At 73.6% G+C, this 13,852-nt stretch carries 16 protein-coding genes and 1 tRNA gene; 8 read left to right on the top strand and 9 right to left on the bottom strand.

Annotated features, from left to right (window positions below):
- Positions 1-408 (bottom strand): uracil phosphoribosyltransferase (gene upp, locus PKY62_RS09280; RefSeq protein ID WP_324536426.1); only part of this gene is annotated, 408 nt, incomplete at its 3' end.
- 47 nt (positions 409-455) lie between these two features.
- On the opposite strand from upp, the gene tadA reads away from it, so the two are divergent.
- Positions 456-917, top strand: coding sequence for a tRNA adenosine(34) deaminase TadA (gene tadA, locus PKY62_RS09275; protein WP_324536425.1), 462 nt, complete (start codon positions 456-458; stop codon positions 915-917).
- An 89-nt stretch (positions 918-1,006) separates the two neighbouring features.
- Here the strand turns inward: tadA and PKY62_RS09270 are convergent, their stop codons facing one another.
- Complete coding sequence (locus tag PKY62_RS09270) at positions 1,007-1,903, bottom strand: NAD-dependent protein deacetylase (RefSeq protein WP_502875825.1); 897 nt, start codon at positions 1,901-1,903, stop codon at positions 1,007-1,009.
- Between the two features lie 91 nt (positions 1,904-1,994).
- Between PKY62_RS09270 and PKY62_RS09265 the strand changes: the two genes are divergently transcribed.
- From PKY62_RS09265 to PKY62_RS09240, 6 genes are all read left to right on the top strand, one after another.
- Positions 1,995-2,084 (top strand) — tRNA-Ser (locus PKY62_RS09265).
- A gap of 208 nt (positions 2,085-2,292) precedes the next feature.
- The gene (locus PKY62_RS09260; RefSeq protein ID WP_324536424.1) at positions 2,293-4,389 is read left to right on the top strand and encodes a beta-galactosidase; all 2,097 of its coding nucleotides are present in this window, start codon (positions 2,293-2,295) and stop codon (positions 4,387-4,389) included.
- A gap of 122 nt (positions 4,390-4,511) precedes the next feature.
- Positions 4,512-5,132: a dihydrofolate reductase family protein gene (locus PKY62_RS09255; protein WP_324536423.1), complete on the top strand. Its 621-nt coding sequence runs from the start codon at positions 4,512-4,514 to the stop codon at positions 5,130-5,132.
- Positions 5,133-5,216: 84 nt separating this feature from the next.
- Complete coding sequence (gene pflA / locus PKY62_RS09250; RefSeq protein WP_324536422.1) at positions 5,217-6,098, top strand: pyruvate formate-lyase-activating protein; 882 nt, start codon at positions 5,217-5,219, stop codon at positions 6,096-6,098.
- Between the two features lie 67 nt (positions 6,099-6,165).
- Positions 6,166-7,107 (top strand): TIGR03560 family F420-dependent LLM class oxidoreductase, encoded by a 942-nt coding sequence (locus tag PKY62_RS09245; protein ID WP_324536421.1) that lies wholly within the window; start codon positions 6,166-6,168, stop codon positions 7,105-7,107.
- A 188-nt stretch (positions 7,108-7,295) separates the two neighbouring features.
- The gene (locus tag PKY62_RS09240; RefSeq protein ID WP_324536420.1) at positions 7,296-8,432 is read left to right on the top strand and encodes a GGDEF domain-containing protein; all 1,137 of its coding nucleotides are present in this window, start codon (positions 7,296-7,298) and stop codon (positions 8,430-8,432) included.
- Between the two features lie 112 nt (positions 8,433-8,544).
- Here the strand turns inward: PKY62_RS09240 and PKY62_RS09235 are convergent, their stop codons facing one another.
- Both PKY62_RS09235 and PKY62_RS09230 read right to left on the bottom strand, forming a co-directional pair.
- A complete protein-coding gene (locus PKY62_RS09235; protein ID WP_324536419.1) occupies positions 8,545-9,744 on the bottom strand; it encodes a hypothetical protein in 1,200 nt (399 codons plus the stop codon).
- An 86-nt stretch (positions 9,745-9,830) separates the two neighbouring features.
- Positions 9,831-10,295: a DUF4190 domain-containing protein gene (locus PKY62_RS09230; protein ID WP_324536418.1), complete on the bottom strand. Its 465-nt coding sequence runs from the start codon at positions 10,293-10,295 to the stop codon at positions 9,831-9,833.
- 140 nt (positions 10,296-10,435) lie between these two features.
- Here PKY62_RS09230 and PKY62_RS09225 point away from each other — a divergent pair, with 140 nt between their 5' ends.
- The gene (locus PKY62_RS09225) at positions 10,436-11,746 is read left to right on the top strand and encodes a uracil-xanthine permease family protein (protein WP_324536417.1); all 1,311 of its coding nucleotides are present in this window, start codon (positions 10,436-10,438) and stop codon (positions 11,744-11,746) included.
- Between the two features lie 84 nt (positions 11,747-11,830).
- On the opposite strand, the gene PKY62_RS09220 is transcribed toward PKY62_RS09225, so the two are convergent.
- The 5 genes from PKY62_RS09220 to PKY62_RS09205 form a co-directional block, all read right to left on the bottom strand.
- Positions 11,831-12,535 carry a LytR C-terminal domain-containing protein gene (locus PKY62_RS09220; RefSeq protein WP_324536416.1) on the bottom strand — a complete coding sequence of 235 codons (705 nt, stop codon included), beginning with the start codon at positions 12,533-12,535 and terminating at the stop codon, positions 11,831-11,833.
- On the bottom strand, positions 12,535-12,834 hold the full coding sequence (locus PKY62_RS09215) for a type II toxin-antitoxin system VapB family antitoxin (RefSeq protein ID WP_324536415.1): 300 nt from the start codon (positions 12,832-12,834) through the stop codon (positions 12,535-12,537). The genes PKY62_RS09220 and PKY62_RS09215 overlap by 1 nt, the downstream gene beginning before the upstream one ends.
- Before the next feature lie 101 nt (positions 12,835-12,935).
- On the bottom strand, positions 12,936-13,052 hold the full coding sequence (locus PKY62_RS13375) for a DUF8730 family Cys-rich protein (RefSeq protein WP_502875824.1): 117 nt from the start codon (positions 13,050-13,052) through the stop codon (positions 12,936-12,938).
- Positions 13,053-13,091: 39 nt separating this feature from the next.
- Positions 13,092-13,457: a thioredoxin gene (trxA, locus tag PKY62_RS09210; protein ID WP_324536414.1), complete on the bottom strand. Its 366-nt coding sequence runs from the start codon at positions 13,455-13,457 to the stop codon at positions 13,092-13,094.
- A gap of 75 nt (positions 13,458-13,532) precedes the next feature.
- A partial coding sequence (locus PKY62_RS09205) for a histidine phosphatase family protein (protein ID WP_324536413.1) occupies positions 13,533-13,852 on the bottom strand: 320 nt, incomplete at its 5' end.

Genomic DNA, 13,852 nt, shown 5'->3' with positions numbered 1-13,852 from the left:
GCCCGTGGCGAGCATGGGGTCGAGCACGTAGCACTGACGGCCCGAGAGGTCGTCGGGCAGCCGGTTGGCGTAGGTGATCGCCTCGAGGGTCTCCTCGTCGCGCTGCAGCCCGAGGAACCCGACCTCGGCGCTCGGCAGCAGGCGGGTCATCCCCTCGAGCATGCCCAGACCCGCGCGCAGGATCGGGACCACCAGGGGTCGGGGCTGGGTGAGGTGCGTGCCCATCGTCGTGGCGACGGGGGTCTTGACCTCCTTGGGCTCCGTACGCACCTCGCGGGTCGCCTCGTACGCGAGGAGCGTGACGAGCTCCTCCACGAGGGCCCGGAACGTCGGCGAGGGGGTCCGCTCGTCCCGCAGGAGGGTGAGCTTGTGGGCGACGAGCGGGTGGTCCGCGACGTGCAGGCGCATGGGAGCACCGTACCGGCCGGTGGGGGGCGACGTGGCAGGCTGGGCGGGTGGCACGGGAGGCGGACGTCGAGCACATGCGCGCGGCCCTGGACGAGGCGCGGGCCGCGCTGGTGACGGGGGACGTGCCCGTGGGCGCCGTCGTGCTCGGGCCGCGCGGCGAGGTCGTCGGGAGCGGGCACAACGCGCGCGAGGCGACCGGGGACCCGACGGCCCACGCCGAGGTGCTCGCGCTGCGCGCCGCCGCCGCGACCCTCGGGCGGTGGCGGCTGGACGACTGCACGCTCGTCGTCACCCTCGAGCCGTGCGCCATGTGCGCGGGGGCGCTGGTGCTGGCCCGCGTGCCGCGCCTGGTGCTCGGCGCCTGGGACCCCAAGGCCGGCGCGACCGGCTCGGTGCACGACCTCGTGCGCGACCGCCGGCTCAACCACACGGTCGAGGTGGTCGGCGGCGTGCTCGAGGCCGAGTGCGCAGCCCTCCTGCGGGACTTCTTCACCCCCCACCGGGCCTGACCCCTCTGCACGCCCGCCCTCCCCGCGCGGTTCTGGAACCGATCGGGCCGGCGACGCCCGGATCGGTTCCAGAACTGGCACGCCACGGGTCACAGTGCCCGGCCGGCGGGGAGGCGCTCGGCGAGCGCGGGCAGCAGCTCCGACGTGCCGGCGTGGACCCGGACGTCGGCGAGGTGGTCCCCGCGCGTCGCACCACGGTTGACGACGACGACGGGCCGCCCCGCACGCGCCGCGTGCCGCACGAAGCGCAGGCCCGACATCACCGCGAGCGAGGTCCCGGCGACCAGCAGCGCCTGGGCGGAGTCCACGAGCGCGAACGCCCGGTCCACCCGCTCGCGCGGCACGTTCTCGCCGAAGTAGACGATCTCCGGCTTGAGCATCCCGCCGCAGCGCTCGCAGCCCGCCACCACGAACCCCTCGGTCGAGGCGATGACCGCGTCGGCGTCGGGCGCGATCTCGACGTCGGCCACGGCGGCGCGCTCGGCGAAGCCCGGGTTGAGGTGCTCGAGCCGCGCGGCGAGTGCGTCGCGCGTGGTGCGGGCCCCGCAGGCCAGGCAGACGACGTCGGCGTACGTGCCGTGCAGGTCGATGACCGTGCGGCTGCCGGCGAGGTGGTGCAGGCGGTCGACGTTCTGCGTGATGACGCCGACGACGACGCCGCGCTCCTCCAGCCGGGCCAGCGCGCGGTGCCCGGCGTTGGGCCGGGTGCGGTCCACGTGCCGCCAGCCCACGTGGTTGCGCGCCCAGTAGGTGCGCCGGAAGGCGGCGTCCGAGACGAACTGCTCGTAGGTCATCGGCGTGCGGGGCGGGGAGTCCGGGCCGCGGTAGTCGGGGATGCCGGAGTCGGTGGAGATCCCCGCGCCGGTGAGCACGGCGAGGCTGCGGCCGGCCAGCAGCGCGACGGCGGCGTCGAGGCCTGCGGCGGGGTCGAGCGCCGGGTCGAGCGCCGGACCGTGGGCGGAGGCGGTCTCGGGCGGTCGGGTCACCCGCTCACGGTACGACGGCCTCGACGGGCCGGCCGGCCCTCGCGCCGCCGATTCACACCCGACCCCGCCGACCGGGTATCCTCGCCCGCGAGGTAGCGTGTCCGAGCGGCCTAAGGAGCACGCCTCGAAAGCGTGTGAGGGTGAAAGTCCTCCGTGGGTTCAAATCCCACCGCTACCGCCACGGGTGCCTGACACAACTCAGGCCCTCGACGTGACAGAACCCCTCGCGGGGAGCCCGGAAGGGCTCGCGGCGAGGGGTTTCGTCGTGCTGGTGGGTGGCCCTCGCGGGTCTCCGGGCGGGCGCGGACCGGGGCCCTACAGTGGCGAGGACCATCGCGTGCCGGTCCAGGACGGGCGCCCGGCCGTGTCCGACCGAAGGAGCTCGTGCCATGAGCGACGTCAAGCCCTCGCGCCCCTCGCTGACCGGCATCCGCTACGGCGCCGCGTACTACGCGGAGTACCAGCTGAGCGACCGGCTCGAGGAGGACCTGGACCTCATGGTCGCGGCCGGGCTGACGGTGATCCGCGTCGGGGAGTCCGTGTGGTCGACGTGGGAGCCGCGGGACGGTGAGCTCGACACGGAGTGGCTCCTCCCCGTCCTCGACGGCGCCCACGCGCGCGGCATCGAGGTCATCCTGGGCACGCCCACCTACGCGATCCCACCGTGGCTGCAGGTCAAGCACCCGGAGATCGCCGCGGAGCAGGGCACCGGCCGGCCGATGCCGTGGGGATCGCGCCAGGAGATCGACTACGCGCACCCCACGTTCCGGGTCTACGCCGAGCGGATCATCCGCGCCGTCGTCGGGCGGTACGCGGAGCACCCCGCCGTCATCGGCTTCCAGGTCGACAACGAGCCGGGGGCGATCTTCTTCAACGCTCACGTGTTCAGCGAGTTCGTCGACCGTCTGCGCGCGCAGTACGGGGACGTGGACACGCTGAACCGTGAGTGGGGCCTGACGTACTGGTCGCACCGGATCGCGCAGTGGAGCGAGCTGTGGACGCCGGACGGCAACTCCCTGCCGCAGTACGACCTCGCCTGGCGCCGGTTCCAGGCCGACCTCACGACGGAGTACATCGCCTGGCAGGCGGGGCTGGTGCGGGAGTACTCAAGGCCGGACCAGTTCGTCACGACCTGCATCGCCTACCCGCGGCCCGCGGTGCACGACGCGGACCTGGTCCGCGCCCTGGACGTCACCGCCGGCAACCCGTACTACGGGATGCAGGACCACCTGGCGGTCGGGAAGGACCTGACGCCGATCACCCCGTGGTCGACGACGGGGGTGTGGGGCCTGTTCCGGCAGGCGGACCGCACCTGGTCCAGCAAGCAGGAGAGGTTCCTCATCACGGAGACCAACGCGTCGACCATCTCCGGCAGCGCCCACAACTACCCGGGCTATCCCGGTCAGCTCCAGCTGGCCGCCTTCGCGCTGGTCTCCCGCGGCGCCGCCATGGTCGAGTACTGGCACTGGCACTCCCTGCACTACGGCACGGAGACCTATTGGGGAGGCATCCTGCCGCACAGCCAGCGCCCCGGGCGCGTGTACCGCGAGGTCTCGGAGATCGGGGCCGCCCTGCGTGCGATCGGCTCCGGGCTGGACGGCTACGTCCCCGACGCGGACGTCGCGATCCTGTACTCGAACGACAGCAGGTGGGCGCTCGAGTTCATGCCTCCCTTCCACACGGCGGACATGGAGCCCGACCGCACCGCGTACGCGCAGATCTTCGACGCGTTCTACCGCGGGATCATCGACTCCGGGTCGCAGGCCCGGATCGTGCACCCCGACCAGCTGGGTACCGACGCGGCTGCCTTCGCCGCACGGCACCCGGTGCTCGTCGCCCCGGCGCTGTACGCGGCGACCGACGAGACGCTGTCGTTCCTGACCGACTACGCCGCGGCGGGCGGGCACCTCGTCGTCGGCATCCGCACGGGCTACGCGGACGAGGAGGCGCGGGCCCGGCTCGCCGTCGCGCCGGCACTCCTGGCCGAGCCCGCCGGGGTCTGGTACGAGGAGTTCTCCAACCTGGAGCGGCCGGTCCCGGTGACCGGATCGGGCGGGTTCACGCCGTCGCCGGACGCCGCCGCCACGCGCTGGCTCGACCTGCTGCACGTCGAGCACGCCGACGTCCTCGCCCGGTACGACCACCCCGAGCTCGGCGTGCACCCTGCGGTGACGACCTGCACCACCGGGGCCGGCCGCATCACGTACGTCGGCACGCAGCCCAACCCCACCCTCGGCGCCGATCTCCTCCGCTGGGCGGTGCCCGAGCCCCTCGCGGCCCGGTGGACGCGTTCCGCGACCGTGACCGTCGCCTCGGGGACCAACGAGGCTGGAGCCCGCACGTGGTTCCTCAGCAACTGGAGCTCCGGCCCGGCGACCGCCACCGTCCCGGCGCCGGTCCGCGACCTGGTGGGGGGAGAGCGGCTCGCCGCGGGTCAGGAGATCGCGCTCGAGCCGTGGGCCGCACGCGTCCTGGCCGAGGTGTGACGGTCGGAGCATCGCACCGTCGTCCCGCCCTCGGGCGCCGCGGGAGGCGCCTCCGCGGTTGCTGCGGTGTGATGGTCCGACCTGCCGTGCGGTGACGGCGCGCACGCAACCCGGAGGATCCCATGGCGACGATCGTCTCGACCCTGTTCATCTCGCTCGACGGCGTCGTCGAGATCGACCCCGCGTGGCACTTCCCGTACTTCGACGAGCACATGGGCGCCGCGGTGGGCCAGGACTACGAGGACGTCGACGTGCTGCTGCTGGGCCGGGTCACCTACGACAGCTTCGCGGGGGCGTGGCCGGGGCGGGAGGCGGCCGGCGGCGAGGACGCGACCTTCGCGGCCCAGCTGGGCGACACGCGCAAGGTGGTCGCGACGCGTGGTCAGCAGGACCTCGGTTGGCGCAACGTCGAGGCCGTGCGCGGGGATCTCGTCGAGACCGTGCGGGCTCTCGCTGCCGAGCCGGGCGTGGCCAAGATCCTCGTGGCCGGCTCGATCTCGGTGGTGCGTCAGCTGCTCGCCGCTGGCCTCCTCGACGAGCTGCGCCTGCTGGTCCACCCGGTCGCCGCGCGGCACGGCGAGCGCCTCTTCGACGAGGGGGAGCCGATATACCCCTTGCGGCTGCTGCGTTCGGACGTCTTCCCGACGGGTGTCGTGCAGCTCGTCTACGCACCCGCCGCGCTGCCGGCGGCCGCGACGTACGACGACGTCACCGACAAGGTCCCGGGTGCGCCCCAGGACTAGCGCCCGTCGCCACGCCGGAGCCGCCGAGCCGCTCCACCCTGCGTCACATGACTTTTCGGGCCCGAGCAGTGGACACTAGGACCCATGACCGCCCCTGAGACGACGCCGGTCGGTGCGCCGATCGTCCTGCTCGACGTGCCGGTCACCGGGGGCAGCCACCACCGGGCGACGTCGGGCACCGCGGGGCTCGAGCTCTCCGAGGCCGACCGCTCCGACCGCCTCGCGCAGATGCGCTCGGGCGAGCTGGGTTCGCTGCACTCCTGGGAGCTCGTCACGGCCGTCGACGGCCCCGGCACGCGCCTGACCACCTTCCTGTCCGGCTGCCCGCTGCGCTGCCTGTACTGCCACAACCCCGACACCATCGAGATGCGCCGCGGCCGGCCCATCGAGACGGTCGAGGTGCTCGCTCGGCTGCGCCGCTACCTCGGGGTGCTCCTCGCCACGCATGGCGGCCTGACGATCTCCGGCGGGGAGCCGCTCATGCAGCCCGCCTTCGTGGCCCGCCTGCTGCGCGGCGCCAAGGAGATGGGCATCCACACCGCCATCGACACCTCGGGGTTCCTCGGCGCGGCGTGCACCGACGCGATGCTCGACGACATCGACCTCGTGCTGCTCGACGTGAAGTCCGGGGACCCGGAGACCTACAAGCGCGTCACGGGCCAGGAGCTCGCGCCCACGCTGGCGTTCGGCCGGCGGCTCGTGGAGCACGGCATCGAGATCTGGGTGCGGTTCGTGCTGGTGCCGGGGCTGACCGACGACGAGGCGAACGTCGAGCTCGTCGCCGACTACGTGTCGACCCTGACGACCGTGAGCCGGGTCGAGGTGCTGCCGTTCCACCAGATGGGTCGGGACAAGTGGGAGAGCCTGGGCATGCGTTACGAGCTCGACGACGCGCACCCGCCCACGCCCGAGCTCGTCGAGCGTGTGCGCCACCAGTTCCGGGCCCGGGGTCTGACGGTCTTCTGAGCCGTCGCCCTCGGCGCCGTGCCTGCGTCCCCTGCGCCGCCGGTGCGTCCGATGGCAGGCTGGGCCCATGGACCTGCGCATCTTCACCGAGCCCCAGCAGGGCGCGAGCTACGACGACGTCCTGCGGGTGGCGCGAGCCACCGAGACCCTCGGCTTCGACGGGTTCTTCCGTTCCGACCACTACCTCGCGATGGGCGGCGACGGCCTGCCCGGGCCGACGGACGCCTGGACCACGCTGGCCGGTCTGGCCCGCGAGACCCGTCGGCTCCGGCTCGGAACGCTGGTCAGCTCGGCGACGTTCCGGCACCCCGGCGTGCTGGCGATCCAGGTGGCGCAGGTGGACCAGATGTCCGGCGGGCGCGTGGAGCTGGGGCTGGGCGCCGGGTGGTTCGCCGCCGAGCACGCCGCCTACGGCATCCCGTTCCCGGACAAGCGCTTCGGCCTGCTGGCCGAGCAGCTCGAGCTGGTCACCGGGCTGTGGCGCACCCCGGTGGGGGAGCGGTACGACTTCGCCGGCGAGCACTACACGCTGACCGACTCCCCGGCGCTGCCCAAGCCCGTGCAGCGGGCCGGGGTCGGCGGTGGCGCGGGCGTGCCGGTGATCGTCGGCGGTGGCGGGCCGCGGCGGACCCCGGCGCTGGCCGCCCGGTACGCGGCGGAGTTCAACGCCGGCTTCCCGGAGCTCGCCGACCTGCCGATGCTCTACGGCCGGGTCGCCGCCGCGTGCGAGGAGATCGGTCGCGACCCGCACACCCTGGTGCGGTCCGTCGCGCTGGTGCTGTGCGTCGGGGCGGACGACGCCGAGGTGGCGCGACGGGCCGGGGCGATCGGCCGTGACCCGGCCGAGCTGCGAGCGCACGGCGTCGCGGGGACCGTCACCGAAGCCGTGGACCGGTTGGGCGCGCTGGCCGAGGCCGGGGCGCAGCGCGTCTACCTGCAGGTGCTGGACCTGGCCGACCTGGACCACCTCGACCTCGTCGCGCGCGAGGTCGTCCCGCGGCTCGGGTGATAGCCCACACCGGAGTCCGGCAGCACTGGTCGGGCGGCGACGGGTGGGGCGCAAGTCCTCACAGTGGGCGCAGGGACGACGATGGTGGTCGGGAGGCAATGATGACATTCCCGCGTCGCACGACCCCACCCCGCCGGTGCCGGGCCCCCACCCGGATCGCCGCACCTTCGACGCGGTTCCAGCACGAGTTGCGGGTCCAGACCCGCAAGACCGGCTCAGTCCTGGGTGTGCTGTGCGCGACCGTGATGGTGGGCTGGGCGGCATTCGACCGGGTCCTCGTCCCGGAGCACGCCGCTGACTTCCTCACGGTGCGGCTCGCCGCCGGCGCCCTTGTCGTCGTCGCGTGGATCGTCCTGGTGAGATCGGCACCCAGCTGGCGGACCGACGCGGCGGCCCTCGGACTCCTCATCCCGGTCCAGGTGGGCATTGCCTGGATGCTGCCCCGAGCTCAGGCCGCGTTCGAGGCCTACCTTCTCGGGTTCTCCTTGGCCATCTACGCGACAGCCGTGTTCATCGCCTGGCACTGGCGCTACTCGGTCGTCATCGACGCCGTGTCCGTCGGTGCGCTCACCATCGCCGTGGTCGCCGCTCCAGAGCCGGTCGCGCCGGCCAAGCTCGCCGTCGCCGCGTGGTACCTGGGGACGGCCATCATCATCGGGGTTGGTGGTCACTACCTCCGTCACCGCTCCGATCGCGCTGAGTTCTCCGCACGGACCGAGGAGCGACGCCAACGCAGGCGCAACTCCGAACTCCTCGCTCAGGTCGAGCGCCTGAGCCGCACGGACCCGCTGACCGGTATCGCCAACCGCCGGGTGTTCGACGCCGCGCTGGAGGCCGAGCGTGCCAGGGCCGCCCAGGACTGCACGCCGCTCGGGCTGGTGATGCTCGACCTCGACAGGTTCAAGGCGTACAACGACACCCTCGGCCACCCCGAAGGCGATGCCTTGCTCCAGGCCGTGGCCGAAGCGCTCGCCAGGGCTGTCCGACCCTCGGACACCGTCGCCCGGCTGGGTGGCGACGAGTTCGCGGTCCTCGTCCCTGGCGCCCGGGACGCCGAGATGCCGGCCGTCATCGCCCGGCTCCAAGGGGCAGTCGATGCGGCGCTGGGCCCTGACGCCAGGCAGATCGGTGTGCGCATCAGCGCCGGAGGTGCCACGACCAACGTGGTGGACCACACGTCCACCGCGGACCTGCTCCGCGACGCAGACGACGCGCTCTACCGCGACAAGCGCGCCTTCGGCGGGGCCCACCATCGGGAGGTCGAGGACCGCGCCCGGACGCCTCGACCACCTCGCGCCACCGTGCTGCCGACCGGTGGCCCCTAGAGTCGGCTGACCGTACCCACACGTCAACGTCGGCTCGGCGGTGGCCCGACGGCGCCGGGGTGCAGGCACGACGCTGCCACGCCTGCCCACCCTCAGGGTCGACCGGTGAGGTTCAGCGCGGGGGCGGGGGCCGGAGCGCGGCGCGGAGCCCGACGGCGGCGCACGCGAGGACCGCGACCAGGGTCGCGTTGCGCAGCGTGAGCACGACGGCGATCGTCGGGTCGCCCGCGAGCAGCGCCGGGTACCCCCAGGGGAAGACCACCTGGGTCAGCCCCGACGCGAGCAGGGCCAGGCCGGCCGCGGCCACGAGCCACCGGTGCTGCGCGTCCCGCGCCCACCCGTCGGGCGTGCCCACCGCCAGGAGCACCGCCACGGGTGGGACGAGCCACGTCAGGTACTGCGGCGAGCCGACCTTGTTCGCCACGACGAGGGCGGTGCTCAGCGCCAGGGCCGCGGGGAGCAGCGCCGCGGGCGCCCGGCCCCGACGGCGCGCGTGCACCAGCACGGCGGCGACGGTCAGCACGGCCCCCACGAGCACGACGTCGAGCGCCCGCGCCGCCGCCGTCGTGCCCGGGCCGTGCACCTGGTAGGTGACCAGGGCCTCGTCCAGCGCGATCGTGACGTCGTCGCGCCCCAGGGTGGCGAGCACCCACGGCGTGGCGCCGACCGCCTCGAGCTGGAGTCCTCGGCCGGTCTGGGTGGTGAGGAACGAGCCGAGCCGGGCCCCCCCGCCGCCGGCGGCGACGGCCCCCACCAACGCGGCGGTGACCAGGCCGGCCGGGAGCACGACGTCGCGCCACGGGCGGCGGGCGGCGGCGGCGAGCGGGAGCAGCAGCGCGCCGGGCGCGACCTTGACCCACGCACCGGCCGTGAGGAGGGCCGTGGCCACCCGGGCGCGGCGCCCTCGCGCACCGGGTGTCGCGGCCACGGCGAGCGCCACCATGCTCAGCGGTGTGATGACGGCGTCGAGCCGGCCCAGCGCCACGGGCCCGAGCAGCAGCAGCGCAGCCGTCCACCACCCTGCGGCCGCCGCGCCGCGCGGCAGCCGCAGGAGCACCGCGAGGGCCGCGCCGTCGAGCAGGGCCACCAGCAGGCACCAGCCGAGCGCGTACTGCGGGGTGGAGACCGTGCTGCCGAGGCCGGGCAGCAGCATCGGCAGCACGGCGCCCGCGGGGTAGACCCAGGGGTCGTCGAGCACCGGCCAGGTGCCCTCGACCAGCGCGCGGTACATCCACCAGCGGTAGAGGTCGAGGTCCCAGAACGCCGCGGCGGGCGCGAGCACCACGCCCACCCAGGTCAGCCACGCGTGCACCGCGCCGAAGGCGCACCACAGCGCGACCCGCAGCGGCCGGGCGCCCGGCGCGCCGCCGGGGCGGGCCGGGCCGCCGGTGGGTCGGATCAGTTGTACGTGACGTTCCCGGACGCGGCGATCAGACCCCAGAAGGCGATGAGTCCGATGACGGCGATGACGCCGAGCGCATCCCCGATGTAGCCGGTCACCAGGCCACCGGTGGCCATCCCGCTGCCACCTTCACCCGTCTGGGCGATCTGCCGCTTGGCCATGTGCCCCGTGATGACGGCGACGATCGAGCCGATGAAGGGGATGAGCGTCAGGCCGACGATGCCCGAGATGAGCGACACGAGCGCCATGGCGTTGTTCGCCGGGGCGAGGGCACCGGCGTAGCCCTGCTGCGGGTAGGCCTGCCCGTAGGGCTGCTGGGCGTACGGCTGGCCGTACGGCTGCTGCGCGTAGGGCTGCTGGGCGTACGGCTGCTGACCGTACGGCTCGGGGGCCGGCACGGGCGGGGTGTAGGGCTGCTGGCCGGCGGTCGGGTCGAACGGCGGCGGGGTGGGCTGGCTCACGGCGCTCCTGAGGGTGTGGACGTGACCAACAGCATCCCACAGCGTCCGCGCGCGCACGGTGGGCTCGCTAGTCTCGTCCCCGGCCTCGGGCGCGGCCGCGCCCCTGTCGGCAACCACCCCATCGTGAGGGAGCAAGACCCATGAGCAGCATCGGTTGGAGCGTGCACGGTGACGGGCGGCGGGTGGCGCCGGGCGCCGTCGTCGCCCCGGACGAGCGGCTCAGCTGGCCGCGGACCGTCGGCATCGGCATGCAGCACGTCGTCGCGATGTTCGGCGCGACCTTCCTCGTCCCACTCATCACGGGCCTGCCGCCGGCCACGACGCTGTTCTTCTCCGCCGTCGGCACGGTGCTCTTCCTGCTCATCACCGGCAACCGGCTGCCCAGCTACCTCGGGTCGAGCTTCGCCTTCCTCGCCCCTATCGCCGCGGCCAACGCCTCGGGCGGGATGGCTGTCGCGCTCGGTGGCGTCATGGTCACCGGGCTGCTGCTCGCCGTCGTCGGCGTGGTGGTCCACCTGGCCGGGTCGCGCTGGATCGACGTCGTCATGCCGCCCGTGGTGACCGGCACGATCGTCGCGCTCATCGGCCTCAACCTTGCCCCCGTCGCCTGGACCAACTTCCAGGTCTCGCCGGTGACGGCGCTGGTCACGCTGCTCTCGATCATCCTCATCACCGTGCTGTTCCGCGGGATCCTCGGCCGCCTCGCCATCCTGCTCGGCGTGCTGACGGGCTACCTCGTGGCCGTGCTGCGCGGCGAGATCGACTTCGCCACGGTCGGTGCCGCCGCGTGGGTGGGACTGCCGACCTTCACCGCACCGTCGTTCGACCTGGCCGTGCTGGGCCTGTTCGTCCCCGTGGTCTTCGTGCTCATCGCGGAGAACGTCGGGCACGTGAAGTCCGTCGCCGCGATGACGGGCAAGGACCTCGACCCGGTCATCGGGCGTGCGCTGTTCGCCGACGGCATCGCCACGACCCTCGCGGGCGCCGGCGGCGGCTCGGGCACGACGACCTACGCCGAGAACATCGGCGTCATGGCCGCGACGCGCGTGTACTCCACGGCGGCGTACTGGGTGGCCGCGGCGACCGCCCTGGTACTCAGTCTCTCGCCCAAGTTCGGCGCACTCGTGGCCACCATCCCCGGCGGCGTGCTGGGCGGGGCGACGACCGTGCTCTACGGCATGATCGGCATTCTCGGTGCGCGCATCTGGGTGCAGAACAAGGTCGACTTCTCCGACCCGGTGAACCTCACGACCGCCGCCGTCGCGCTCGTCGTCGGGATTGCCGACTACACGTGGGTGGCCGGGGACGTGACCTTCGCCGGCATCGCGCTCGGCACGGCCGCGGCGATCGGGATCTACCACCTCATGCGCTCGATCTCGCGGTGGCGCGGGACGCACGACGAGGCGCTCACCCCGGCGTCGGTGCCCGGCGGTACCGAGCTGGAGCGCTGAGCCGCAGCACTGAGCCGCACGACTCGACGAGAGGGGCCCACCGGGCAGGTCGCCGGGTGGGCCCCTCTCGTGATGCGTGGGAGATCAGCCCTCGGCGGGCGGCGCGACGGGCTCCTCTGTCGCCGGGTCGCCGCCGTCCTGGAGCGTCTCCTCCGTGGGCGAGGGTGTCGGGCCGGGGATCGCGGACGCCCGGGCCTCCTCGAGCGGGACGCAGCCCGTGACGCCCACCAGCGGGACGGCGGGGTCGAGCACCACGGCGGCAGGGTCGAGCAGGTCCGCGTACGCGTCGCCGAGCACGAGGTCGACCGTGGCGTCGACGCGTGTGTCGAGCACCAGGACCGGCTGGTCGACCTGTGCCGCGAGCGTGTAGGCCGCCGCGATCCCGGCCTCGCCGAAGGTGATCTGGGCGGTACCGGACAGCGACGCGGGGTAGTTGCCGGTGGTGAGCACGACGAAGCCGCGCGTGGTCAGGCCGGTCGCGGTTGCGCCTGCGAGCCCGGTGCGCCCGGAGCCGTTGAGGACGCTCACCTGCACCGAGCCGTACGGCAGCGGCAGCGTGCCCTCGGCGGGGCACGGGGCCGGCGGTAGCGCAGCGCCCGTCTCCTCGGGCGGGGGGGAGCTGAACTCGCGGTCGAGGAAGGGCGCTGACATCACCCCGGTGTAGACCGCGGCGGAGCCCAGGCCGACGACGGCGAGCGCCGCGACGAGCGAGCCGAAGACGACGGCCTGCCGCTCGTGCAGGTGGCGACGGCGCAGCGTGCGCTGGCGGTCCGGGCTGGGGGCGGCCATCAGGAGTCCAGCACCAGGACGCGCGCGTGCAGGATGGGTCGCTGCGCGAGTGCGGCGCGCACGGCGCGGTGCAGCCCGTCCTCGAGGTAGAGCACGCCCTGGTACTGCACGACGTGCGCGAACAGGTCCCCGAAGAAGGTGGAGTCCTCCGAGAGCAGGGCGTCAAGGCTCAGGGTCTTCTTGGTGGTCACGAGCTCGTCCAGGCGCACCTGGCGCGGCGGGACCTCCGCCCACTGCTTGGGCGTGGTCAGGCCATGATCGGGGTACGGGCGCCCCTCGCCGACTGCCTTGAAGATCACGGCCCGAGTCTAGCCGTGACCGCAGTCATCCCGGCGGTCACCCGGACGCAGCACGGTGGCCGTCGCCCGACGGCCCACCGTGCTGCGTCGGACGGGGGTGATCAGCGGCAGGTGCAGCGCTGGTCGACGGGGAAGGAGGCCATGACGGCGGCGACGTGCTGGCCGCAGCCGGACCAGGTGACCTTGCCGCAGGACGAGCAACGAGCGGGGCTGCACATAGGGGGTTCTCCTCGGGTGATGGGGGTGGTGCGACGGCGTCAGTCGGTGGGTTCGGTGGCGGCCCGGGCGCGGACAGCGTCCATGTCGAGGCCGCGCACGGTCGTGATGATCTTCTCCAGAGCGGGCAGGGGCATGACGCCGGCCTCGGAGTGCACCTGGATGCCGTCCCGGAAGGCCATGAGCGTCGGGATCGAGGTGATCCCCAGGCTGACGGCCAAGGCCTGCTGCGCGTCGGTGTCGACCTTGCCGAAGACGATGCCGTCGTGCCGCGCGGACGCGGTGTCGAACACCGGGCTGAACATGTGGCACGGCGCGCACCAGGCGGCCCAGAAGTCGAGCAGCACGATGGGGTTGTCCCGGATCGTCTGCTCGAACGTCTCGGCAGTCAGGTCGACGGTCGACATGGTCTTCTCCTCAAGGGGTCGATCGGGTTCAGCATACCCCCAGGGGTATGCATGGCGCCAGCCCGGGCCGGGCTGTCACTCGAGGAACGGCTCACCGGCCGGCCCGTCGTCGTGGGACTCGACCCGCAGCCCGCCGATCGCGTGGTCCTCCCAGGTCAGGGCCGTCCAGCCGGCCGCAGGGCTGCCGTCGAGCACGACGACGCCCGTGTTGGTCAGCGGGTGGGCCTCGACGTGCGCCACCGGCACGCCGGCCCGCGCGGCGCACCACGACCGGATGATCGCCCCGTGGCTGACCGCCACCGCGGTGCCGGCGCCGGACGCCGCGAGCTCCTCGAGCACCGCGTCGTACCGCGCATAGACCTCGTGGCCGGACTCCCCGCCGGGCATCCGCAGGT

Origin of the sequence: Actinotalea sp., assembly GCF_035443605.1 — a bacterium.
GTDB lineage: Bacteria > Actinomycetota > Actinomycetes > Actinomycetales > Cellulomonadaceae > Actinotalea.
The sequence above is the reverse complement of the archived record's forward strand: the minus strand, read 5'-3'. Positions and strand labels throughout refer to the sequence as shown.

Excerpts from the sequence above, each read along its gene's own strand:
- PKY62_RS09260 (WP_324536424.1), top strand. The coding sequence starts at position 2,293 with ATGAGCGACGTCAAGCCCTCGCGCCCCTCGCTGACCGGCATCCGCTAC.
- PKY62_RS09220 (WP_324536416.1), bottom strand. The coding sequence starts at position 12,535 with ATGGCCGCCCCCAGCCCGGACCGCCAGCGCACGCTGCGCCGTCGCCAC.
- PKY62_RS09255 (WP_324536423.1), top strand. The coding sequence starts at position 4,512 with ATGGCGACGATCGTCTCGACCCTGTTCATCTCGCTCGACGGCGTCGTC.
- trxA (WP_324536414.1), bottom strand. The coding sequence starts at position 13,457 with ATGTCGACCGTCGACCTGACTGCCGAGACGTTCGAGCAGACGATCCGG.
- PKY62_RS13375 (WP_502875824.1), bottom strand. The coding sequence starts at position 13,052 with ATGTGCAGCCCCGCTCGTTGCTCGTCCTGCGGCAAGGTCACCTGGTCC.
- PKY62_RS09225 (WP_324536417.1), top strand. The coding sequence starts at position 10,436 with ATGAGCAGCATCGGTTGGAGCGTGCACGGTGACGGGCGGCGGGTGGCG.
- PKY62_RS09245 (WP_324536421.1), top strand. The coding sequence starts at position 6,166 with ATGGACCTGCGCATCTTCACCGAGCCCCAGCAGGGCGCGAGCTACGAC.
- pflA (WP_324536422.1), top strand. The coding sequence starts at position 5,217 with ATGACCGCCCCTGAGACGACGCCGGTCGGTGCGCCGATCGTCCTGCTC.